At 52.8% G+C, this 23,982-nt stretch carries 17 protein-coding genes; 10 read left to right on the plus strand and 7 right to left on the minus strand.

Features of this window, described 5'->3' with window-relative positions; genetic code table 11:
- The first annotated feature begins 23 nt into the window (after window positions 1-23).
- The gene (locus tag H559_RS0112715) at window positions 24-578 is read left to right on the plus strand and encodes a hypothetical protein (RefSeq protein WP_028453002.1); all 555 of its coding nucleotides are present in this window, start codon (window positions 24-26) and stop codon (window positions 576-578) included.
- A 389-nt stretch (window positions 579-967) separates the two neighbouring features.
- Here H559_RS0112715 and H559_RS0112720 read toward each other — a convergent pair whose 3' ends face one another.
- From H559_RS0112720 to H559_RS20320, 4 genes are all read right to left on the minus strand, one after another.
- On the minus strand, window positions 968-1,309 hold the full coding sequence (locus tag H559_RS0112720; RefSeq protein ID WP_028453003.1) for a type II toxin-antitoxin system RelE/ParE family toxin: 342 nt from the start codon (window positions 1,307-1,309) through the stop codon (window positions 968-970).
- Window positions 1,309-1,584 carry a type II toxin-antitoxin system Phd/YefM family antitoxin gene (locus H559_RS0112725; protein WP_028453004.1) on the minus strand — a complete coding sequence of 92 codons (276 nt, stop codon included), beginning with the start codon at window positions 1,582-1,584 and terminating at the stop codon, window positions 1,309-1,311. The genes H559_RS0112720 and H559_RS0112725 overlap by 1 nt, the downstream gene beginning before the upstream one ends.
- Window positions 1,585-1,820: 236 nt before the next feature.
- Window positions 1,821-3,104: a hypothetical protein gene (locus H559_RS20315; RefSeq protein ID WP_034641269.1), complete on the minus strand. Its 1,284-nt coding sequence runs from the start codon at window positions 3,102-3,104 to the stop codon at window positions 1,821-1,823.
- 82 nt (window positions 3,105-3,186) lie between these two features.
- Window positions 3,187-3,396: a WGR domain-containing protein gene (locus H559_RS20320; RefSeq protein WP_051279428.1), complete on the minus strand. Its 210-nt coding sequence runs from the start codon at window positions 3,394-3,396 to the stop codon at window positions 3,187-3,189.
- Window positions 3,397-3,897: 501 nt separating this feature from the next.
- On the opposite strand from H559_RS20320, the gene zorA1 reads away from it, so the two are divergent.
- From zorA1 to H559_RS0112795, 9 genes are all read left to right on the plus strand, one after another.
- Complete coding sequence (gene zorA1, locus H559_RS0112740; protein WP_051279429.1) at window positions 3,898-6,105, plus strand: type I Zorya anti-phage system protein ZorA1; 2,208 nt, start codon at window positions 3,898-3,900, stop codon at window positions 6,103-6,105.
- 13 nt (window positions 6,106-6,118) lie between these two features.
- The gene (gene zorB1, locus H559_RS0112745) at window positions 6,119-6,847 is read left to right on the plus strand and encodes a type I Zorya anti-phage system protein ZorB1 (RefSeq protein ID WP_028453006.1); all 729 of its coding nucleotides are present in this window, start codon (window positions 6,119-6,121) and stop codon (window positions 6,845-6,847) included.
- Window positions 6,848-6,854: 7 nt separating this feature from the next.
- Window positions 6,855-8,582 carry a type I Zorya anti-phage system protein ZorC gene (gene zorC, locus H559_RS20325; protein WP_081413051.1) on the plus strand — a complete coding sequence of 576 codons (1,728 nt, stop codon included), beginning with the start codon at window positions 6,855-6,857 and terminating at the stop codon, window positions 8,580-8,582.
- Between the two features lie 2 nt (window positions 8,583-8,584).
- Window positions 8,585-11,815, plus strand: a complete 3,231-nt coding sequence (gene zorD, locus H559_RS0112755) for a type I Zorya anti-phage system protein ZorD (protein ID WP_028453007.1) — start codon at window positions 8,585-8,587, stop codon at window positions 11,813-11,815.
- Window positions 11,816-12,664: 849 nt separating this feature from the next.
- Complete coding sequence (locus tag H559_RS23050; RefSeq protein ID WP_211230942.1) at window positions 12,665-13,783, plus strand: hypothetical protein; 1,119 nt, start codon at window positions 12,665-12,667, stop codon at window positions 13,781-13,783.
- Window positions 13,784-13,860: 77 nt separating this feature from the next.
- Window positions 13,861-14,736: a 3'-5' exonuclease gene (locus H559_RS22300; protein ID WP_081413052.1), complete on the plus strand. Its 876-nt coding sequence runs from the start codon at window positions 13,861-13,863 to the stop codon at window positions 14,734-14,736.
- A gap of 597 nt (window positions 14,737-15,333) precedes the next feature.
- Window positions 15,334-18,528 (plus strand): helicase-related protein, encoded by a 3,195-nt coding sequence (locus H559_RS0112785; protein ID WP_028453010.1) that lies wholly within the window; start codon window positions 15,334-15,336, stop codon window positions 18,526-18,528.
- Window positions 18,525-19,295 carry a DUF4391 domain-containing protein gene (locus H559_RS0112790; protein WP_028453011.1) on the plus strand — a complete coding sequence of 257 codons (771 nt, stop codon included), beginning with the start codon at window positions 18,525-18,527 and terminating at the stop codon, window positions 19,293-19,295. Before H559_RS0112785 ends, H559_RS0112790 begins: the two co-directional genes overlap by 4 nt.
- A 34-nt stretch (window positions 19,296-19,329) precedes the next feature.
- Window positions 19,330-19,746, plus strand: a complete 417-nt coding sequence (locus tag H559_RS0112795) for a hypothetical protein (protein ID WP_155845419.1) — start codon at window positions 19,330-19,332, stop codon at window positions 19,744-19,746.
- Between the two features lie 6 nt (window positions 19,747-19,752).
- Here H559_RS0112795 and H559_RS0112800 read toward each other — a convergent pair whose 3' ends face one another.
- From H559_RS0112800 to H559_RS0112810, 3 genes are all read right to left on the minus strand, one after another.
- Window positions 19,753-22,719, minus strand: coding sequence for a Tn3-like element ISPa38 family transposase (locus tag H559_RS0112800; RefSeq protein WP_003100881.1), 2,967 nt, complete (start codon window positions 22,717-22,719; stop codon window positions 19,753-19,755).
- A 231-nt stretch (window positions 22,720-22,950) separates the two neighbouring features.
- Entirely contained in the window at window positions 22,951-23,175 is a 225-nt protein-coding gene (locus H559_RS22745; RefSeq protein WP_245579374.1) for a hypothetical protein, read from the minus strand.
- A 39-nt stretch (window positions 23,176-23,214) separates the two neighbouring features.
- Complete coding sequence (locus tag H559_RS0112810) at window positions 23,215-23,919, minus strand: IS6-like element IS26 family transposase (RefSeq protein ID WP_001067855.1); 705 nt, start codon at window positions 23,917-23,919, stop codon at window positions 23,215-23,217.
- Between the last annotated feature and the right edge of the window lie 63 nt (window positions 23,920-23,982).

Raw genomic sequence — 23,982 nt, forward strand, 5'->3', positions numbered from 1 at the left:
TTTCTCGTTAGGCTCCATACCCAATGCATATACAACTTTCTACCGCGCAGATTGACGCCGCACTTCCGAAAATCGAAGCTGGCCTGAAGCAATATTTGTGGCTTCAGGCCAGGGTCAGCATTGACCCATTCTTTGAAGATGTTGAATTTCGGAGACGCTACAACCATTTCTATCGTGTGCGTCGCGGGCCTGCGTGGCAAAACACATTTTATAGCCTTATGGCCCAGGCCAAGCGCGAACAACTTCAATTTCAAGAGGTTCTAGATCTGCTACTAGAGGCAACTGGTCGATATGAAGCATCTTTCGCAAGCAAGCTCATTGCTACATTGCAGACCTCGAAGCCTGTTATAGATTCGGTCGTACTAAAAAACCTGGGGTTGCGTTTGCCTTCTCCGAACGTACTAGATCGTGGCCCAAAGATCTGCAAGCTTCATGCGGAGCTTGAACACATGTTTGCTTCATATCTTCAGACCAGCACCGGGAAGTACCTTGTTCAAGAATTTAACCGTGCCTATCCCAATACGGGAACGTCAGATGAGAAGAAGCTAGATCTTGTGCTTTGGCAAACAAGGACCTAAGTTGGTGTCCGAAATCATTGAACCACAACAACCTCGTGACACCGTCTGGGGGCGTACAATGCCCGACAGGAGGCCTTAATCGACGCTGAACTATTGCGCGTATCCTTTTGATTTGGATAGACCACCACCTGTGCCTACCCGTAGAAGTACAGTTCATGGAGTCCGTAATCCAGGCACAACTTGACCATTGATTTTCCGGTGACACGACCATGACGAATACCTGTGCTGGGCCAAAGCGCTGAACCAAGCCCTCAGATCTTAGCAATTAAGGAATGCAAAAGGCTTTAACACTCTAGCGAGCAACTTCACTGCAACGTCGAAACCGAAGGCACAACTGGATCGCTGGCTGGCCTTCCGAGCTTATGAGCACTGCCGCGTGTTGCTGCGGGTCAAGCGCCTAACAGGCGGCGAGCGAGAGCCGATTGCGTGTCACGACGTCCGTCTGCAATCAGGTAAATAATGACCTGGTTACCTATGACACGGTAGACCACGCGATAGGGTTTGAAGAAGGTCTGGCGGTATTCTTTAATCCCAAGGCCGACCAGTTCCTTTGGATAGCTGCCGCGTTCCGGAGATTTCGAGAGACTATCCACAACGTCCATCAACTCATTCAATACATAGTTGGCGTTGCCCACACAGTCGAACTCGGAGATGTAGTCGTGGATGGCCTCCAAGTCCTGCTCCGCACCCTCAGTGAGCAGGACCTCAAACTTGGCGGATGTGTCTGCCATCAGACTGAGGCTCGCTTGGCTCGGAGGCGTGCAACGACGTCAGCCACAGGCTTGACCTTGCCTGCGACCACATCCTGATTACTCAACGCGAGAATTTTTAGCAAGGCCAGTGTTGCCTGCGTCTCTTCGAACGAAGCGACGTCCTGCAGCACAGCCTTAGCTTCACCGTTTTGGGTGATGACCATCGGTTCGCGCTGCTCCGCGAGGTGAGTCAGAACCTCGGCTGCGTTGGCTTTGAGATAGCTGATCGGCTTGACTTGTGATGAGAAGCGCATGGCGGTGCTCCAGTCTCGAGTAAGACTTAATATAGTCTTTTTATGGTCTTGAGACAAGGTATGGAGAAGGCTTAAGGAGAATTCGCCATCGCATTAGTACGCACAGCGTTCAAACTACTGTTGCGCGTTGGTGTTTAAAGCTGGACATTATCTAGTCACGATTGATTATGGGTGATAATCGGTTTTGGTATGCAATTTTATGGTGTCCCGTCATTAAGACGGGACCATCAACATGATTATGGAGTGGCTAGCTTAAACGATGCAAGGAATTGAGCAAGGCCATTAAAACTTCGTAGTTCTATCTGCCATCCATACGCAGTTTCAGTTTCACCCTTGTGCTTTTTCTTTGGAAAACCCGTCATGTTTGAGTGATAACGGTAATCATCACTGATGCTTTCAATTCCGTCAAATTTGCTAAGTTCTGATTTTTCAAATGCTGGATGAACCATGGCCTTGATATTATTTATGCTTGAATTAGTTCTGATCAGATAAATTATCTGGCCTGCAGGTGACGAAAATTCAACAATCTTTTTGGTCATCTTTTTAAGAGTATAGCCATATTTTATAGCTTCACTGATCATGAGTGCATCGTGTTCCTGCTCGATGCCATGGATAGATGTACCGATAGCGGGAGAAGGCATGGCTGCATCTATTGCAGGCTGTTGTGTTGGAAAAAAAGGAGCTCTGGAGGAGACTGGTGAAGGGGTTTGTTCTTTTTCCGCGAGCGCCAAACGAGCATGTAATTCATCTGTAGAATGTTTCATCTGAGAATATGCTGCATCAAGCCAGTCACAACGATGAATAACTGGGTTCCCTGCTGCTAAATCAGACCGCTTGATTTCCCGCAGATAGTAGCGGGTCGTACTACCACCAGCGCTGGATGGATGACAGAAAGCTCCTAAAACTTGTTTCTGCTGGAGCATCCCTTCGTTTACGCACCATTCCAACGCGGCTTGTGGACATGGGCCAAGTCCTACAAACATAGCTTCCTTCGGCATCTCGCAAACCGAAGGAACAAAGCAATCAAGAAAGCACTCCGAGAGTAATGGCGAACCCAATATTTCATTGAAGCTTCCAGCGAACATTTTCCCTGCTTTGAAGGTGACATGCGGAATTACCGATGTAGAATCTAGTAAGTGCGCATTTACACCCCACAGCGTTTCAACATCGTTGATGCCGAGTAAACGGTCGAATCTAAAGTGACGCAACAGTTTCAACAAATTTGGCCGCATTACGGAACCACCAAAGGCTGCCGCCATTTTGATCTCTCTCAGAATTTCGTCTTCTGAGCGATTCTGCTGGATTAATTGTTGTGCCTTCGAATAGGCGAGAGATAGTTGATTATTTCCCGGTGTTATACCAACGATAACTAACTGGGCGTATTGGTTGACGTATTCGAAAGGGATATAGCGCAGCTCATAGTCGCGATCTCTGCCTAAAGTAAAGTAAGGATGATCAATGCCTCCTTCGCCGAGAAGCTTCAATTGGCCAGCGAAATATCCGAATTGATTGCGTTCCATAGCTAGATTCCCTATGTCATTCCAGTGGGGCGCAGAGAATAGCTGATGATTTGTGGCGGAGGAAGATGTGCCTGCGTACGGATTACGTCGTTGTTAGCGCGTATCCGCGGCGCATGCGTTGCATGCAGTACTTCTCAGCCAGAGATGTCGCTTCATGCTGTGACAGAACAGCTTGTCGAAGTTCGCCATGAATCCTGTTGTGGCGTCCCCCCCAGCGCCTCACAACGATCAGATCGAAGAGGTCTTGGGCAATCTCGATGCTGTACCACCGGTTTTCAGTTTCAAAGTACATGCAGACCTCCTCATAGCTGGAACAGGGTTGTTTGTGGCATAGGGGTACTAATTCCGATCAGATACCATGAGTGACGCACTTCCTTACTATTCAAACCCTTACGAATTGATCGGTTTGATGACCCCAACATGTTGCATGTCTGACAAAATATGCTTGCCTAGATACGGTCCAGAGGATCAAAATGATGATGTTAAAGCATTGATATGATGGTGCTGAGCGTGTGCCGAATGCCCTGACTTATTGAAGCGAACCGGCAAGTAGAGACCCCAGGTAATGTTAACATCCGTAAATTGCTATGCGAGTAAGCCTAAAAATCACGTACGAAAATCTGGCTCTTTCAACCAAATTTAGATTGAAACTGCTTCTTGGATGAGCATTAAAAAAATATGCATCCTTACACTCATCCATGACAAGGTTATTTATAGGCCTATCGCTTTACGACAATTTGCCAGATTCAAACCTGACTGAATTCTGTAATTGTAATTGAATTTTGGAGTTCTTGTGGAAAAGAATATTGATTTCCTTTTCGTGTCGATCCCCGCGCACGTTGTCCCCTATGTACAATTGGCTGTGCCTCTTCTGGTGTGCATACTACTCGTTTGCTTTTTGCTGAGATACTTGAAGGAATATCGTTTCCCTGCAAAAAAGATGCAGAGGATGCTTGCCGAATTGACCATCGAAATCAACAAGGTTTCTGCTTTGCCATCGGGTGCACGCAAGAGCGAGTTAGCCAAGATTTTCTCGACTACTTCCCTTCAGCATACGTGGAGTGAATATCAGGAAACGCTTCACGATCAGATGCAAGATGTAGAGGGTGAATATCGTGTTATACGCACCCGTTCAACGGTGCCCGCATCATTCTATTTTGCAGAAAGCAACATCATTGATACGCCACTGCGTACGGAATATTTCAAGCATCTGCCAGGTATCTTAACGGGCATTGGTATTGTTGGTACTTTTCTTGGTTTGTTGGTAGGGCTTTCCGCATTTGATCCAACTGACCCAACGAAAATCCAGGGGAGCGTTACATTGCTTCTCGGCGGTGTCAGGGATGCATTTCTGGCGTCATTCCTTGCCATTGCAATGGCAATGTATGTAACAAACTCCGAAAAGAAAAATCTTCGGATTTGTTATGCAAAACTCGAAGAGCTTACAGAAGCTATTGACCATCTATTCGACTCAGGAGTCGGCGAGGAATATCTGGCTTCTCTGGTCCGCAGCAGTGAGGAAAGCGCAAAACAAGCAAAAATGCTCAAAGACAGCCTGGTGACTGATCTCCGAGAGATGCTCCAGAACATTGTTGATAGTCAAGTACGAGAAAACATGCGGCTTGCTGATTCACTTGGCTCGGTCTATCGTGAATCCGGTCAAAACATGGCGGCAACGATCAGCCAAAGTATTGAGCACAGCTTCAAAGATCCTCTCACCAAAATCGCTGACTCAGTACAAGCTGCCAGCGGTGATCAAAGCGAACGTGTGCATAGCCTGTTGCAGGATGTGCTCGTTACGTTCATGCAGAAACTCGAATCAACCTTTGGTCAGCAATTCAGTGGAATGCAGGGGATGATGCAGCAAAGCGTGCAGTCGATGCAGCAGATGCAGCAATCATTCAACGGACTGATTGATCAAATGCAGAATGCTAGCACAGAGGGAAGTCGCCAAGTGCGCGAGGAACTCGCCAAGACCTTGGCAGATATGCAAAGCAGTCAGAGTGTCATGCAAGCCAGCATGAATGAAATGATTGCTAGTTTGCAAAAGGCTGTAAGCGGGATAGGTGAACAAGGCGCGAGTGCCGGTGCAGAAATGGCAGAACAAATGCGCAAATTATTCGCGGAAAACGAAACAAGGCAGCAACAAATGGCGGAACAATTCCATCAATTTGTTGATGGGTTGAAGAGTTCGGTTGGATCTGCACACCAAGAAACCATGACCAAAATGGCCGCCACAGTGGACACGCTGGGTTCTCAGTTACAAGGAGTCATGCAGACCTTGGAGCAGAGCCGTGATGGTATGGACCAAACAGCACATGCTGCCCAAGAACAGTTGCGCAATGAAAGCATCGCCATGTTGGAGAGCTTTGGTCAGCGAATTGATGGCTTGCTTGCTGCGATGGATACGCAGCATAGCCAAAGTCAGACAACGATCGAGCAGTTGGCACAAGCCACGGCAAGTAGCCTCGAAGGCATGAAGGCTGGTGCTGACAAGATGCGTACCGCGGCGGAAGTATTTGGCGCTGCAGCCTCTGCTGCGCAGCGGATGAGTGAAGCAAGTGGTGCCGCAGCTGACAAGATGCAACAAGGTGCTCAAGGCGTGAGTTCAGCCATTCAAGGCCTCAGCGAGCAGATTGCTGAATATCGGAATCAGCGCGAAGCCGTACAAAAGATGATGGCCACCTTGGAAACCGTAATCGCACAGAGTCGTCTTGATGCGCAATCGCGCAACCAAATGCAGGCTGAACTGCAGACCATTTTTGAAAGCATGCAGCGGGTAAACAGAGAGTCTTCGGAATTCCTTGATAAGGCCGAAGGTATCCTGAGCAAGAGCTTCAATACATTCGGTGATGGAGTAGTGAAGAGTCTGAATCAATCTCTTGGAAGCATGGACGCCGAGCTGGATAAAGCCGTAAAAGCGCTTGCGGGTGGAGTAGAAGAATTGAACGACAGTGTCGAATCCATCGCGGAAGTGCTGGGCAAGCGCCTGGTCAAGTGATAAGGAGTAAGTCATGCTTGGACTCCCTCCCAAAAAGCCGCGCAACAAAGATGAAGGCGAAAAACCGTTTTGGATCTCATACGCTGATCTGATGACTGCATTGATGGTCTTGTTTCTGGTGGTGATGGTGGCATCGCTGCTGATGGTTACACAACAAATTGCAATTGAAACCAAAGGTGAGAAGGATCGGGCTGCAGAAATTAAAAACTTGTGCGCTGATTTGAAGCTCAAGGCGGCACAACAAAATCGAAATATAAATGTTAACTGCCAGGAAAATCGCATCAACTTTGGCGAAGCCGGCCGTTTTGGATACGACGACTATCGACTCGGACCTGAAGGTGTTGCCGCATTGCGTGATATTGTTCCATTGGTATTGGAGGCAGCCGAGAGTCCGGAAGGGAAAAAGTGGTTTAAACAAATTTTGATTGAAGGCTTTACTGATACCGATGGCTCCTACCTCTATAACCTACATTTGAGCCTGCAACGCTCTGAATGGGTGATGTGCAGCCTTCTGGATGAGCGAAGAGTGCAGGAGATGAATCTGGACGCTAGGCAGCAGAAACTTGTTCGTGATCTTTTCTTGGCGGGTGGCGTTTCATTCAATAATGCCAAGGAGAGTAAAGAAGCAAGTCGCCGTGTTGAACTCCGCATGCAATTTTACGGCTTGAAAGAACAAACCGGTAAGGGGGAAGGGCAGCCAGAGTTCAAGATTACCAAGCCCGAGCTATGCAAGTTGAATTGAGCATGCCATGAGTCATTCATTACGCAACCTTGAAGAAAAGCTGGCTTCTATCTTGATCAGGCATGGGTTTTCTACACAGCGCGATATATCGCCATTGAGAAAATTCACTGGGCTGGAACAGGCTAGCCATGATGTCAATCAACGTTTTGATTTTGGCGCACCTCCCATTCCTCCATTAGATCAAAGGCGTGCAGCAATTCGCAAGCTGATTGCAGGCGAATCGATGAGTATGCGCGACTGGCGCCTGATCAGCTACGGCCTGACTGACGCAGTGATCGATGGAAAATGTATATTGCAACGTACTGACCTATTTGAAAAGGTCAGAGTTCACTACGTTGACGAGATAAGAAAAGCCGATTTACGCCGGAAAACATGGTTTGGACTGGTTGCATCCTATTTTGGATTCTGCGATGAACGGCGTAAAGACAACCCAGCATGGATCGCTCTTCGTGGATTGATATTTTCCGGCTTCAAACAGATCGAGTCATCGCAAACCATCGCCAAGAAATGGATTTCGATTGTCAAACGTCATGTGTCAGTTTTTTCTGACACCCCATCATTACATTTGGCCAAAAGAATATTGGATGGTGACTTATCTGAACTATCAGAACTCAAAGCCACACTGCAAATACCAGAAAGTAGCTGGCTCTGGTCTTCTCTATTTGATGACATGGCTAGCAGTCTTGAAAGAATGGGGGATTCTGAATTCTATGGTCGGATCGATAAGCTAATCGGACTTATTGATATTTTTGTATTGCACGGAGATCTTATTCTTTCTGTGATCCTTGCACGTTATTCAGTCAGTGATTCTCACGACACGATTCACTACAAACTAAAAGACATTGCCCTTGAGCGATGGGGTAGTCCACAGATTGGACTTAGAAAGAACTTGTGGCTACAGCATGTAAATGAAGATGTGCTCAAGATGGTTTTACGCTGGTTTGCCAAAGATGATCTTGAACATTTCTTCAAGCTGCTTCAAGGTGAAGACGGTGTAGATCAACGCCGACTCAATTATTGGCTACGATTTGTGAATCAAATGGCGTTCACTAGACTCGTACTTGGTGACGATGCATTCTATGATAAAAGTGCTGATTTCATAGAATTCAGAGAGAAGAACAAAGGTCGGTTCGCAAAACTGCGAGGTGGAAGACCATATGACAATGCATTCATGATGCGAATAGCAGACTATGTTTTTGTTGAATTCTCTGGAACCGGCAATGCATGTTACGTTTATCATCATGACACGTTGCCATATCGTATTGAATCTGCGTATCTTCATTTAAACGATGATTTGAAGAAACTGATGCCGCTTGGCGTTGTAGGGATAAAGCAAAACAAATTTAATCACATGTCAGGCTGGGAAGATAAAGCGGATCAGCTCTTATTGAAGCTTGGAATTAGTGCAGATCCGCATTCTAGCGCCCCAAGGCCGACCGGTAGTTCAAGCCAGTCAATCAAGAGAACAGGGCATGATCGGAATAATTCATTACCATCAATGGCTGGTCGTGGCTCAACGAATCCTCGAGATGCAGAGCATCAGCGGCGAGTAGACGATGTTATTCGCGCTGCGCGCAATGAGCTAAAAAACAAGAATTGCAATCTGCCCGAAGTCGATAACCGCAGTAAAGATGGAGTATTTTGGTTTATCACGAATTCCCGGATAGCTTCAGTGGATGGAAAGCTGATAGGGTGGGGCTTTAAATATGCGGCACGTGGCTATTGGATTAAATGAACATGTTCAAGAATCTGTTTCAGCGAAAGAAACAAGACAAGCCCCTAGCGTCAACTTCTAGCATTACTCCCGAGTATGCTGAAGATGGTCTACATTTTCCGCCGCTGCACCGGGCAGAGCTCTATCGTGAGGGCGCCTCGCGTGAAATCAGGCTTTATCTGGAGCAACTGGATGAAGAAGGTCTGCTTGTTTCGATGCAAGACAGTGCTTTCTTACCTTGGGAAGAATACTTCCAGCTTCTGCATGAGGAAGAGCATCGTAGCAGCCTTTACTTGCTGAATGTATTACCACAGCTAGCAATCACTCCTGTTTTAGTCAGCCAAGGATCCCTGAGCGATGCTGATTTCAGAGTGTCGATCAAGGGTTGGGAGCTGGGTGATGGAACGCAGATGTCTGGCAGCTTGCAACGCATTGGAGCATTCGTTTGTGAAGCTGAAACAACTGGAGTCATGCCGGAGGCGAGTTGGAGGGTGCTAAATGCCGTGAAAGAGTTGGCAGTGCAGCAGCAACAATCGCCTGGAGAAGCAACCAATCAGAAGGGTTGGGCCAAGATTCGCAAGGTAGCCAAAATCGCCCAGGCAAGGATGGACGGTTTTCTTGCCAAAACCATCGTCTTGAGTCCGGATCGCATCAACATCAATATGCGTAAGTCCGTGCATGGTGACCGAGCATTGATCGAAGTATCGCCTGGTTTTGCAGACCAGCCTGCTTCGTGGTTAGACCAATTCGATGCTTATCAGGAAGTACAGGATCGTTATCACATCCTTGAGAAGGATGGTTCGATCGTTCATATTCTGGTTCCACCTGAAGTCAAAGAAGTACTTGGCAACATCAAGCGTTTGCCGGGTCGTCGTGTGGTGGGAGACTCCGCCTTAGCATTTGTTCGTAATCCAGCACAGTTCCTTGGCAATGAGGAACTTTCTGTCATCGATCTGGATGAGTTTGAAAGATCCCGAGAAGAAGCGGCGATCTTTTTCCATCGCTTCAACGTCCAACCTTACCTGTCTGATGAACTTCAGATCGCAAGGGTCGTAATAACGCTTGAGCCAATTTCGGTAGTTGAACAGCCGTCAGTGACCTTCAACTATGACATGCCTGAGCGATTTGCAGCTTTTGTCCAGGAACTGGAGGTCCGCCTTGCCGCTGGTTCGCAATGCGGATTCTGGGAAGGCTATGAAATTGAACTGGCTGATTTCCACCTCGACGCACTCAAGGGATTACAACGACTATTAGAAGACTGGCAGCAGCAAGCACTGGGTCAATGGCTGGAAGGGATTTTCGACCTTAGCCAATATGGCAGTCGCGTTGTAGGCATTGGAGAGCTCACAGCTCCCAAGTCTGTATTTATCCAGCCAGAAAACAAGCAAAGCTGGCTGCCTGAAGAGAAGTTGGCGGAACTCGGACTTGATCCTGAGTTGCTAAGCCGTTGGGAAACTGACAATCGTCTGCACTTCGATGAGTTTTGTGAGCGGATTGATGCCGCTGAGACCCAACAGCTCGAAAAAGTCTGCATACCCGGCTTGGAACTGGAAGTGCGACTTCTCGTGGCGAAGATGGTACGGGATGAGTGGGCGAAGAAATTTCAGGATAAAACTGAGGGATCAGGTGCCGGTAATGCTGGTCCCCGCATCGGTTTGCAAATTGAGTCCAATACGGACGATGTTGAAAATTGGCGTAGCGCTGTTCAGAGTTTGCCAGCGGATGCTTCTCCTGACTTACCTGCAACGCTCAGACCAGAAATCAGCCTAAGGCAGCATCAGTGCTATGGCCTAGCATGGCTGCAGTGCCTATACCGTCATTCACCTGAGCAAGTTGGAGGCTGCGTGCTTGCCGATGACATGGGTCTAGGTAAGACACTTCAGTTGTTGGCATTCATTGCATGGCAGCGCGAGCAGGAACCTCAATCACCACCGGTGCTCATCATCGCCCCTGTTTCGTTGCTGGATAACTGGGAGCGCGAATTCGACCGCTTCTTTCTCACTGCAGGCATGCCCGTGCTCAAGTTATATGGTGATGCCTTGGCCGCCGTAAAGCTCAAGCGCAGTGAAATACCTGCATCGCTGCAAGCACAAGGCATTCGCAACTTGCTTCGCCCTGGCTGGTGTGTTGATGCGGCTATTGTGTTGACAACCTATGAGACATTGCGTGATCAGGAGCTGTCCTTTGGACGCCAGAAATGGAGTATCGTGGTCTGTGACGAAGCACAGAAAATCAAGAATCCAGGGGCTCTCGTCACCCAAGCCGCCAAGGCACTAGACGCACGTTTCCGTGTTGCTTGTACGGGCACACCTGTTGAAAACTCATTGATTGATCTCTGGTGCTTGTTCGATTTTGCCCAGCCAGGTCTCCTTGGCGCCTTAAACGAATTTGGACGTCTATACCGCAGGCCGATCGAATGCAATACAGACCAGGACCGTCATGCCCTGGAACAGCTCCGGGCTCTGGTGGCTCCCCAACTTTTGCGCAGAACTAAGGCTGAAGTCGCGGACTTGCCGCCGAAGCTTGAAGATGCTGCGTGTCGACGATTACCTATCAGCCCTCTGCAGGATCGACTGTACCAATCGGAACTGGCTGCCTATCGTCACAAGGCAGAACTGCTACAGCGTATTGGGGATAGAAACATCGCGATGCTTGGTTTATTGCACACGCTCAAACTGGTGTGCGCCCACCCGCATGCGGTGAAAGCGGAAGGACCCTTATTCGATGTTTCGCCAAAGATGAAGTGGCTGGTCCAGCAGCTTGATCACATTCGCGACAAACAGGAAAAAGCCATTATTTTCACTGAGTTGCGTGACATTCAGCGCGATCTAAAAATCGTGATCATGGATCGTTTCGATCTTGATGATGTTCCTGTTGTAAACGGGGACACCAGTGCAACGGCGAAAAAGGGTGTAAGCCGACAGCTCATTATCGACAAGTTCCAGAAGCAGCCTGGCTTCGGCGTGATTATTCTGTCCACTTCAGCGGTTGGTTTTGGGGTAAACGTTCAGGCTGCGAATCACGTCATCCATTTCACCCGACCATGGAATCCTGCAAAGGAAGATCAAGCAACCGATCGGGCTTACCGGATCGGACAGGAGAAGCCGGTGCATGTCTACTATCCGACGATCGTGGCGGAAGGGTATGCGACGTTTGAAAACAAACTCGACATTCTTCTGAGTCAGAAACGCGAATTGGCCAGTGACATGTACAACGGAGGCGAAGAGGTGCAGCTGAACGACCTTGTGAATTGAAGCTCTCGGTGCCGGTGGGCTCGGTGGCTGCACATGACGCGGCCTAGCTGGAGCGAGTGCTGTTGGTCATATAACAGCTACCTTGGTCGCCGGGAAACATGAGTGTCATGTGGCGGATTCAACGAGTAAGTGCAACAGACTGAAATCGGCTTAGCGGACGAGAAATGACGTACATTCCCGCTCGAACACAGACCAGTCAATATGCTGCGTCAGTTGTACCAGCGGGTGCCGGAGATTGACCAGCTCATCCAGACGTTGGCGAAACAGATCATTGGGCTCCGGTGTCAGCGGTTTGGGGCCCATGCGGGTATCGAAAATTTGCAAGGAAACGCGTCGATTTTAATGAACACTTGCAAATTCATGGGAGAGAAATGGCATGTTTTGCCATTTAAATCATTGGCCTATGAATTGTTCAGGGGCGACTGAGTAGGTGCTGTACTATCTCGCTCGCCAAATCCAGACGCCCAGTTAGGCGACTCCACATCTGGCACATTCTGTCATCATTCTGTGGCATTAATATATAATATGAGCACATATGGTCATCATTATGATGACATTGTGCGTTTTATTAGGTATTGTTCCTGTAACTGACCAATGTGCAGAGCGGTGTCTCGCAACTTGATCGCAGAGATTTTGCTAAGCCGGGATGACGACGTAAGCGGTTAAGCGGCCCTCGAGTCTGTCGTAGCCGCTGAATTGTATCGACTTACCGCGTCGGCCGGCCCGCGACCAGACAGCGCATCCTCTGTGCGGGGCCGTTAAAAGCAAACGAGTTGTGCAGCTTATGCACTCGTGCGAATACGCGCATGGCATGCAGTAGCATCATGGTCACCACAGGAGCGAAAGGCTATGCAGCAGGATTACAAATCCCTGGAAGAGCTGTCCCGAGTGAGGCTTTCAAAGAGCTTCTTCATGCGCGATTTTCTCTATAGCGAAATCGCAGCTTCCTACATGCTGGTCAACATGCCTGAGTTTCCCGACCTGGCCATCCATGCAGGTCGACGGCTCTGTGAGGAGCTGCTGGAGCCACTGCAGGATACCTTTGGACGGATTCATATTCGGAGTGCTTATCGCTCTCCAGAAGTGAATGATTTTGGCAATCGCAATAAGCTCAATTGTGCAAGTAATGCAGCCAACTATGGCCACCACATCTGGGATTATCGCGACAAAAATGGCCACATCGGTGCGACTGCCTGCATCGTGGTACCCTGGTTAGTCGACCAGATTGAGCGGGGTGGTTCATGGCAGGAAATGGCCTGGTGGATCCACGATCATTTGCCATATAGCAGCCTGTACTTCTTCTCACGATTAGCCGCATTCAATATTCGTTGGTGTGAGAGCCCGGAGCGCTGGATCAAAAGTTATGCCGAGCCCAAAGGTACGTTGACGGCTCCTGGGATGAGTAACCATGCTGGGTCACATACAGCCTTGTATCCAGGTTTTCCGAGGTTTGTGAAGCCAGGCCATGCCGTGCAGACCTTGGGATCACCCAATGTGCAGGCTAGTCCCGCGCCGAACACGCAACCAAAGGTGGCGAAGCAGGGAAAAAATCAGGGCCATCCAGTTACGGCAGCGGTAGCCTCTGTCATTGCTCCAAGCGTCTTACAGAAAGCCAGGAACGACAACTTACATATCACAGCCGCGATGCGCGGCAGCGGCAAAATCAAGTATCGTGCAATTCAAGCAAACCATCTCTGGCGGAAGGTCAACACGCATCATTCCTTGGAAAATGCCATCGATGGTCCTAAGGGGGCAAAGGCACTGCTCTCAGGAAAACTTGAGCCGCAGTGTTCCCAGTATGGTGAAGCACGTTTTGTCCTGGTATGGCAGGAAGGTGCTTCCGAAGGCTGCGTTCTCACGCGCCGAAATGGCGCCTTCAGGTTAGCCACGCTGCCTGTAGATGAGCTTGAGGTGTTTGACCGTACTGGTGGGGCATCGGAGCAGGTGCTTGGAAAGCTGTTTGCGTAGCAGGCGATTGCCCTATGCAGCATGAAACATTGGGTGGCTTATTCAATCCTGTTGCGGCCAATTTGCCGAGATGAACCATGGACAATTTTGCAGTCATTGACTTCGAGACTACCGGCCTCAGCCCAGCGCAGGGAGCCAGAATCACCGAAGTGGCCGTGGTGATGATCAAGCAAGGTGTCATCACTGATCGTTATCAGAGTCTTGTGAATGCAGGGGTCTATATCCCGGCACACATCACACAGTTAACGGGGATCAGTAATGCCATGGTCGCCAAGGCTCCTGCTGCGCACCAGGTAATGTCTGAAGTGCTCGCTCTGACAAAAGGGGCAACCTTTGTTGCGCACAATGCGTCGTTCGATATGAAGTTTCTCGCCCATGAGGCGGCGCTGGCAGGCCATTCAACGAAAACAGACTCGCTCTGTACTTTGTTGCTGGCAAGACGGTTTTATCCGGAAATGCCGAACCACAAATTGGGTACGCTGGCTGCACGTTTGAATCTTTCTGCCGAAGGCAATTTCCACCGTGCGTTGGTCGATGCCGATGTCACTGCACGACTTTTCCTGCGCATCCTGTCCAATGCAGAGAAACTGGCTTGCGGTAAGGCGCTGACGCTTGCCGCTCTCAAACGAGCAGAAAGCGTCCGAGCTGATGCTTTAGTGAGCATCTTCGCAAGCTCGACAAATCCGATGGCACAACTGGATCGCATAGGTTCCAGCTCACAGACGCCTCAAGTCCGCAACCAAACCATGAAGTCGAAGGCCGCTGTTGATGCGTCGATCCTCAGGGCGACACAACTAGTATTAGGCCATAGCCACGGTATTGGTACTCATGATTTTCGTAGTAAAGGCGGGGCATTCTGGATTGAGTATCGAGAAAGCTCCAGTGACCTGGGACGGGAGTTGCGGGCACTTGGATTTGGGTTTGTTCCGGCTCGGGGATTCTGGATCAAGTAAGTTAATTGGCTGTTTGAAATTTAGCCATGTCTAGCCTCAGGCTGGGTGCCGGCAGAGATAATCTCGCCATCCTCTTTCGATACTTCTCTTTATGCGTGCCGTCGAATGACGCTGTGTGGGTGGCGGAATGCGCAATTAGAGACGATTGCGTCCTGAAGCAGCTTTACGGCCTTGAATGCCTGGTTATTGAAGCACTGTCGGATGCTATTGCAGGAACTGCGGCATAGCGACGAACTGACGCTGGAGCGGCCTTAACTGATGCCGATGGATTATTAATAGTAAGCTTGAATTGGTGTAAAATTTCGTTTACCCACTATCGGCCTTTCGTGCAAGCAAGATATTGAGTGCTTAGCATTGAGTTGCCCCCAAAATGGCAGTACATTGGCAGTCTTGCCAACGAGGTCCGCCATGCCACGCCAAAAGAACGAAACGCTGACTATCAGGACCACTGCCGAGATTAAGGACTTGCTACGTCAGGCTGCGGAGCAAGAACACCGTTCCCTTGCGTCCATGATCGAGGTGCTGGTCAGGGACTACGCCAAGAAGGCGAAGCTACAACCGTCAGCGACCGCGCAGAATCCAGGGGAGAACTAGGCCATGCGTTTGCTCAAAAATTCAGGCGCTGATCGTGTTATCGACCTGCTTGATCCGAAGCTGCAGAAGGACGGTCAACTCGATGTTGTGACCCCGGAGTTCTCGTTGTTCGCGTTTTCGGCGCTGCATCCCAAGCTGGCGACACTCAAGCAGAGCAACATCGTTATTCCTTCCGTTGATGGCGAACTGAAATTGTTGGGTAACGAAGCTGACCGACCGGCCAGGAATCAGTTGTTGTCACGTTGGCTGGCAAAGCGATGTGCGGAGTGGGCCAAAGGAAAGGCAGAGGTTCGCGTTGCCAGAGGCAAGGTGCCGCAAGGAGTGGCGGTTGTCCGTGACTCGAATGGCGCTGCCCAGCAAGTGGTGATGGGCTCCTTTGGGCTAACCAGCGATGGTCTGGGGATTACCCCTGGCAACCCCCTCAACCTCATCCAGGCATCCGATACGGCTGATGAAGCCGCGATGTTGAGCCAGTGGTTCGACATGCAGTGGAACAGCCTTCCTCACGATGAAGCCAGCAAGCAGGCGTTTATCGAGTCGTTGGAAACTCTGGCTGCCGACTGCCCCCCATTTACACTCTACGCGCTGATTCTTTCCCACCTCTTCAGCCATGCCGAAGATGAAATGGATGAGGAGCGCATCGTTAAGTCTGCCACCGGCATCCGCAACACGCTGGTCTGGAAGAAGCTGTACAAGTTCCAGCGTGATGGCGTCGTCGGAGCCATCGACAAGCTGAACCGGTTTGGCGGCTGCATCATTGCTGACAGCGTGGGTCTGGGGAAAACCTTTGAGGCCCTGGCCGTCATCAAATATTTTGAGCTTCGTAACGACCGAGTGCTGGTGCTGTGTCCGAAGCGGTTGCGCGACAACTGGACGCTGTACAAGGCCAACGACAAGCGAAATGTGCTGGCTGCCGACCGCTTCAACTTCGATGTACTCAATCACACCGACCTTTCGCGGGAAGGTGGAACGTCGGGCGATATTGACCTGGCCCATGTGAATTGGGGTAACTACGATCTGGTGGTCATCGACGAGTCACACAACTTTCGCAACAAGGCCACGCACAAGGGCCGCGAATCACGGTACGACCGCCTGATGCGCCGCATCATCAAGGAAGGGGTCAAAACCCGTGTGCTGATGCTATCGGCCACGCCGGTCAATAACCGACTTGCTGATCTACGGAACCAGATCGCCTTTGCCACCGAAGGCGACGACACGGCATTGATGGAACATGGCATCGCCAGCATCGAGGCCACCACGCGCAAGGCGCAAGCCCAGTTCAACCGCTGGCTGAGCCTCGACGATGAAGAGAAAACACCCAGTCGCCTGGTTGAGATGTTGGGCTTCGACTACTTCACGCTGCTGGACCACCTGACCATTGCTCGGTCACGTAGGCACATTCAGAAGTATTACGGTACGGCTGAAACCGGCTCCTTCCCTCAGCGTCTGCCCCCGATCAACATCAAGCCCGATGTGGATCGCGCCGGTGAATTCCGTTCGATACGAGACATTAACCTGGAGATTCGTCGGCTGAACCTGGCTGCCTATGCGCCGCTTCGCTATGTCCTGCCGCACAAGCAAGCTGACTACGACGCCAAGTACAGCACCCAGATTCGCGGCGGCGAAAGCTTCTTCCGGCAGGTTGACCGTGAAGAGAGCCTGATCCACCTGCTGCGCGTCAATGTGCTGAAGCGTATGGAAAGCGCGGTGTCGTCCTTCACGCTGACTGTTCAGCGCCAACTGAAGGATGTGGAAGCAACGCTGGCACGTATCGAGGCCCACGATCCCGAGATTGAAGAACTGGACATTGCCGACGTAGACATTGACGATCCAGCCTTTGAAAGCCTGCTGGTTGGGCGCAAAGTCAAGGTGCTGCTGACTGACGTTGATCTACTGCGTTGGCGGCATGACCTGATCGAGGATCGCAATCGCCTGGCAGCCCTCTATGCGGCAGCCAAGCAGGTTGATGCGGCTCGGGATGCCAAATTGACCGCCTTGCGCGAAGTCATTGCCCACAAGTGCCAGCATCCAACCAATGCAGGCAACAAGAAAATCATCATCTTCACGGCGTTTGCCGATACCGCAACCTACCTCTACGAACAGCTATCGGTCTGGGCCAAGGCTGACTTGGGTATTGAAAGCGCCTTGGTGACAGGCTCCGGGCGGAACCAGACTAGCCTGCCACATCTCCGCAAGGATCTCGCATCCATCCTGACCGCCTTTTCACCGCGATCCAAGGAGCGCCCCGCCGATCTGGCACATGAAGGCGAACTGGACTTGTTGATTGCCACCGACTGCATCAGCGAAGGCCAGAACCTGCAGGACTGCGACTGGCTTATCAACTACGACATTCACTGGAACCCGGTTCGTATCATCCAGCGGTTTGGCCGTATCGACCGCATCGGTTCCCCCAACGAGCGCATTCAACTGGTGAATTTCTGGCCGAACATGGAGCTGGACGAGTACATCAATCTTGAACAGCGGGTCAGTGGTCGCATGGTCTTGCTCGACATTTCGGCAACCGGCGAAGAAAACCTGATTGAACAGCAGTCCGGCAACCCCATGAACGACCTAGAGTACCGCCGCAAGCAACTGCTCAAGCTGCAGGACACGGTGATCGACCTTGAAGACCTGTCTTCCGGTGTGTCGATTACCGATTTGACGCTGACCGATTTCCGTATCGACCTGGCGCAGTACCTCAAAGCGCACCCCGGGAAGCTCGAATCGTTGCCGCTGGGCGCTTGCTCCGTTACCACCAGCATGGATGCTGACATTACGCCCGGTGTTGTTTTTTGCCTGCGGGCCGAAGGGGCCGCCGCACAGAAGATTACCGATGCGGGCTACCCGTTAGCTCCGCATTTCCTCGTCCACGTCAGCGAGGCAGGGGCGGTCGAACTGCCCTACACACAGGCAAAGCGCATCCTGGACTGGCTCAAGCGCGTCAGCCTTGGCCGTGACACCCCTGACTCAGCGGCCATCCACCGTTTCGACAAGCAGACCAGGCACGGCGCGGACATGGCTTCTGTGCAGCAATTGCTGGCGGCAGCCGTAGCCTCGATTGTCGGCAAGAGTGAGGAACGGGCGATAGCCAGCCTGTTTTCGCCGGGTGGAACCCATGCCTTGAAAGGTGAGTTCGCTGGTAGTAACGATTTTGAAGTCATCGCCTACATGGTGATCCTGCCGGAGCAGTCAGCTTGACCGTCAGTTTCGATCTTCCTCATCTCGTCGCAGCCCTGGGCTACCCAGAGAATGCTGCGGTCAACCAGCGTATTCCCAAGAAAATGCTGGTCGAAACGGGCGCGCCGACGGCAGCAGACAAACGCGCCATCACCGACGGCATCGATGACATTCATTGGCTGGCTGCACTAAAGCCGGGAACGGTAGGGATTCCGGCCTATCAGGATGAGGCCCGTGATTACCTCGAAATCGCCATCCTGAGCATCAGCCTGCGCCCGGAGGCCAAAGCCAGCCGTATTGCCGAACTGGTACATCGTGCCATCCCCTATCCGACATTCCTGATGGCGCAATCCCAGGGCGGCATCAGCATCTCGCTGGCGCATAAACGCTGGGCGCAAAACGAAGCTGGCAAGACTGTGCTGGACGGCGACATCCTGGAGGCCAACCTGTATTCAACTGAACGGCCAGACCTGGTTGAACTGTTTGTCGATGCCTTGCCGCTGGAAAAGCAGCCACGCTCATCCCTTCACGCACTTTACCAGGGCTGGATGGATACCGTGCTCGCGCTGCAAACGGCTTTCGTAACGGGCGTCTTTTGTATTTCGTCGTCCCGCGAACAGGCGGCTGAGCGTCATCGGGCGTTGCAGGAATCGAGACGCTTGCAAACTGAACTTGGGCGTCTCCGAAGCCTGGCCGCCAAGGAAAGGCAGGTTGCCAAGCAGGTTGAACTGAACCTCGCAATCAAACGGATTCAAGTCGATTTGGGGGTAATCCTTGGAAAACTGTAAGGGCCAGGCGAATAGCCAGCGGAGCGAAATCTATTTGAACGCGATTGATTCGCTTCAGGTTGGGATCGACTACTTCATGCGTGATTCGAGCTATTCGAGCCGCAAACACGCCATCATGACGGTTTTCCATGCGATAGAGCTTTTCCTCAAGGAACAACTTTATCGCGTCAACCCCCTGCTTATTTATCGGGATATCGACAAGCCCGTTAAAGATGATTCAATCACGGTCGGTGCAAAAGAGGCGATGAACCGTCTCGATAATCTTGGGCTCGGACTTTTCAAGCAGTCGCGTGAAGTGATCGAGAAGATGCAAGGTCGTCGAAATCGGATTGAGCATCATCGTTACGACCACAAAGAAGAAGACGAGCAAACACTGTCGGAATCGTTGGCCTTCATCCTTTTTTTCGTCGATGAAGTGCTAAATGGGGTCGTCTCAGAAAACGGAAAATAAAGCACGCTAAGCCGGTTGCAGCGGCCGTAGCGGCCTGAACTTGCCCGCGCCGATCTTGGCGCTGCTGCGCCAGAGGTAATCGCCGGTCAGGTTGATGTGCTCCCAGCCGAGCGGCGACAGGTACTGCAACAGGCCGTCATCGACGGCTTGACCGTGGCCACGCAAGGCGTTCGCGGCCCGCTCCAGATAGACCGTGTTCCATAGCACGATGGCCGCCGTCACCAGGTTGAGGCCGCTGGCCCGGTAGCGCTGCTGCTCGAAGCTGCGGTCGCGGATTTCCCCCAGGCGGTTGAAGAACACGGCGCGGGCCAGCGCGTTGCGCGCCTCGCCTTTGTTCAGCCCGGCATGCACGCGGCGGCGCAGCTCGACGCTTTGCAGCCAGTCCAGGATGAACAGTGTGCGCTCGATGCGTCCCAGCTCACGCAGGGCGACGGCCAGGCCGTTCTGGCGCGGGTAGCTGCCAAGCTTCCTGAGCATCAGCGAGGCCGTCGCCGTGCCCTGCTTGATCGAGGTGGCCATCCGCAGGATTTCATCCCAATGGGCGCGGACGTGCTTGATGTTGAGCGTGCCGCCGATCATCGGTTTCAACGCCTCGTAGGTGGCATCGCCCTTCGGGATGTAGAGCTTGGTGTCGCCCAGGTCACGAATGCGCGGGGCGAAGCGGAAGCCCAGCAGGTGCATCAACGCGAAGACGTGGTCCGTGAACCCTGCCGTGTCGGTGTAGTGCTCCTCGATCCGCAGGTCGGATTCGTGATACAGCAGGCCGTCGAGCACGTAGGTCGAGTCGCGCACGCCGACGTTCACGACCTTGGTGTGGAACGGCGCGTACTGGTCGGAGATATGGGTGTAGAACGTCCGCCCTGGGCTGCTGCCGTATTTCGGATTGATGTGGCCGGTGCTCTCGGCCTTGCTGCCGGTGCGGAAGTTCTGGCCGTCCGACGATGACGTGGTGCCGTCGCCCCAATGCTCGGCGAAGGGATGTCGGAACTGCGCGTTGACCAGCTCGGCCAGTGCCGCCCCGTAGGTTTCGTCGCGGATGTGCCAGGCTTGCAGCCAGGCCAGCTTGGCGTAGGTCGTGCCGGGGCACGATTCCGCCATCTTGGTCAGGCCCAGGTTGATCGCGTCGGCGAGGATCGTGGTCAGCAACAGGTTTTTGTCCTTGGCCAGGTCGCCTGACTTCAGGTGGGCGAAGTGCCGGGTGAAGCCCGTCCATTCGTCTACCTCCAGCAGCAATTCGGTGATCTTGACGTGCGGTAGGATCATCGCCGTCTGGTCGATCAGGGCCTGTGCGGTATCGGGCACCGCCGCATCGAGCGGCGTGATCTTCAGGCCCGACTCCGTGATGATGGCGTCCGGCAGCTCGTTGGCCAGCGCCATGCGGTTGACGGTGGCGAGCTGCGTTTCCAGCAGCGTCAGCCGGTCATGCAGGTACTGGTCGCAATCGGTGGCCACGGCCAGCGGCAATTCGCTGGCCTGCTTGAGGCTGGCGAATTTCGCGGGCGGCACCAGGTAGTCCTCGAAGTCCTTGAACTGGCGCGAGCCTTGCACCCAGATGTCGCCGGAGCGCAGCGCGTTCTTCAGCTCCGACAGCGCGCACAGTTCGTAGTAGCGCCGGTCGATGCCGGTGTCGGTCATCACCAGCTTCTGCCAGCGCGGCTTGATGAACTCGGTCGGCGCGTCGGTGGGCACCTTGCGGGCGTTGTCGCTGTTCATGCTGCGCAGCACCTCGATGGCGTCGAGTACGTCCTTGGCGGCGGGCGCGGCCCGCAACTTGAGCACGTCGAGAAATTCCGGCGCGTAGCGGCGCAGCGTGGCGTAGCTCTCGCCGATGCGGTGCAGGAAATCGAAGTCCTCGGGTTGCGCGAGCCGCTGCGCTTCGGTGACGCTCTCGGCGAAAGCATCCCAGGACATGACGGCCTCGATGGCGGCGAACGGATCGCGGCCCGCTTGCTTGGCCTCGATCAGCGCCTGGCCGATGCGCCCGAACAGCCGCACCTTGGCATTGATCGCCTTGCCGGATGCCTGGAACTGCTGCTGATGCTTGTTCTTGGCGGCATTGAACAGCTTGCCCAGGATGCGGTCATGCAGGTCGATGATTTCGTCGGTGACGGTGGCCATGCCCTCGATGGCGAGCGCCACCAGGGTCGCGTAACGCCGCTGCGGCTCGAACTTCGCCAGGTCGGCGGGCGTCATCTGGCCGCCCTCGCGGGCGATCTTGAGCAGCCGGTTCTGGTGAACCAGCCGCTCGATGCCGGAGGGCAGGTCGAGCGCCTGCCACGCCTTGAGGCGTTCGATGTGTTCCAGCATGTGCCGCGAGTTCGGTTTGACCGGGGATTGCCGCAGCCAGGCCAGCCACGTCGTCTTGCCGTTGTCGCGGCGCTTGAGCAGATCGTCGAGGCGACGGCGATGCACGTCCGTCAGCGGCTCAGCCAAGGCGTCGTAGAGACGCCGGTTGGCGCGGGTAATCGCTTCGGCGCTCGCCCGCTCGACGGCGTTGAGGGCGGGCACAATGACCGACTGCCGCCGCAGGTGCTCGATCAAGGCTCTGGCCAGCACGATGCCCTTGTCGGTTTGCATGGCCAGCTCGGTCAGCAACTGGACAGCCTGCCGGTAGTGGCCAATCGTGAACGGCTGGAAGCCGAACACCGTTTGCAGCTCGACCAGGTGCTCGCGTCGGGTCTGCTCACGCTGCCCGTACTCGTCCCAGCTTTCGATGCCGACCTTGAGCTGGTTGGCGACCAGTCTCAGCAATGGCGGGAACGGTGGCTCATCAGCGCCAAGGATGACGCCGGGAAAGCGCAGGTAGCAGAGCTGCACCGCGAAGCCCAGCCGATTGGCCGGGCCGCGCCGCTGCCGGATGATGGAGAGGTCGCTTTCGCTGAACGTGTAGTGACGGATCAACTCATCCTTGGTGTCCGGCAACGCCAGCAGGCTTTCGCGCTCGGCGGCGGAGAGGATCGAACGGCGGGGCATGCGGTTTCCTTCTTCTTGAAAACGTAGGTTTGTGACAAGCCCGCCAAGGCAACCGGCTGTCGTTTTCAGAAGGCGACTGCACCAGTTCACTGGGCTGGCCGCCGTGTGTGCATAGAACTTCTGACCGGGAACGGTCAGAAGTTCTATGCACGAAGCGCCGCGAGAGATCGGAATTGCTCAGAACTCTTGTGCACGGCGCGACAAAGCCGGAACCGCCGAAAATTCCGGCGATCAACCGGCAAGCTGCTTGATGCGCTCGGCCAGGCGGCCGAAAGCCTCGTTCACGTATTCCAGCACCTTGGGTTCTGCGCCCTGCGTGCGCAGCGAGTCTTTGAAGGCTTCCAGGTCGGACAGCCATTGCCGATGCAGGCGGCCCAGCTCGTCGAGCTGAGGCCGGAAGTCTTGGAGACTGCCGCTCGCACGAAACGCCTGGTAGCCACGCTGGCACTGTTGCAAAGTTAGCGATGAGGCAGCCTTTTGTCTTATTCAAAGGCCTTACATTTCAAAAACTCTGCTTACCAGGCGCATTTCGCCCAGGGGATCACCATAATAAAATGCTGAGGCCTGGCCTTTGCGTAGTGCACGCATCACCTCAATACCTTTGATGGTGGCGTAAGCCGTCTTCATGGATTTAAATCCCAGCGTGGCGCCGATTATCCGTTTCAGTTTGCCATGATCGCATTCAATCACGTTGTTCCGGTACTTAATCTGTCGGTGTTCAACGTCAGACGGGCACCGGCCTTCGCGTTTGAGCAGAGCAAGCGCGCGACCATAGGCGGGCGCTTTATCCGTGTTGATGAATCGCGGGATCTGCCACTTCTTCACGTTGTTGAGGATTTTACCCAGAAACCGGTATGCAGCTTTGCTGTTACGACGGGAGGAGAGATAAAAATCGACAGTGCGGCCCCGGCTGTCGACGGCCCGGTACAGATACGCCCAGCGGCCATTGACCTTCACGTAGGTTTCATCCATGTGCCACGGGCAAAGATCGGAAGGGTTACGCCAGTACCAGCGCAGCCGTTTTTCCATTTCAGGCGCATAACGCTGAACCCAGCGGTAAATCGTGGAGTGATCGACATTCACTCCGCGTTCAGCCAGCATCTCCTGCAGCTCACGGTAACTGATGCCGTATTTGCAGTACCAGCGTACGGCCCACAGAATGATGTCACGCTGAAAATGCCGGCCTTTGAATGGGTTCATGTGCAGCTCCATCAGCAAAAGGGGATGATAAGTTTATCACCACCGACTATTTGCAACAGTGCC

Source organism: Chitinilyticum aquatile DSM 21506, from assembly GCF_000430805.1.
In the GTDB taxonomy this organism is placed as follows: domain Bacteria; phylum Pseudomonadota; class Gammaproteobacteria; order Burkholderiales; family Chitinibacteraceae; genus Chitinilyticum; species Chitinilyticum aquatile.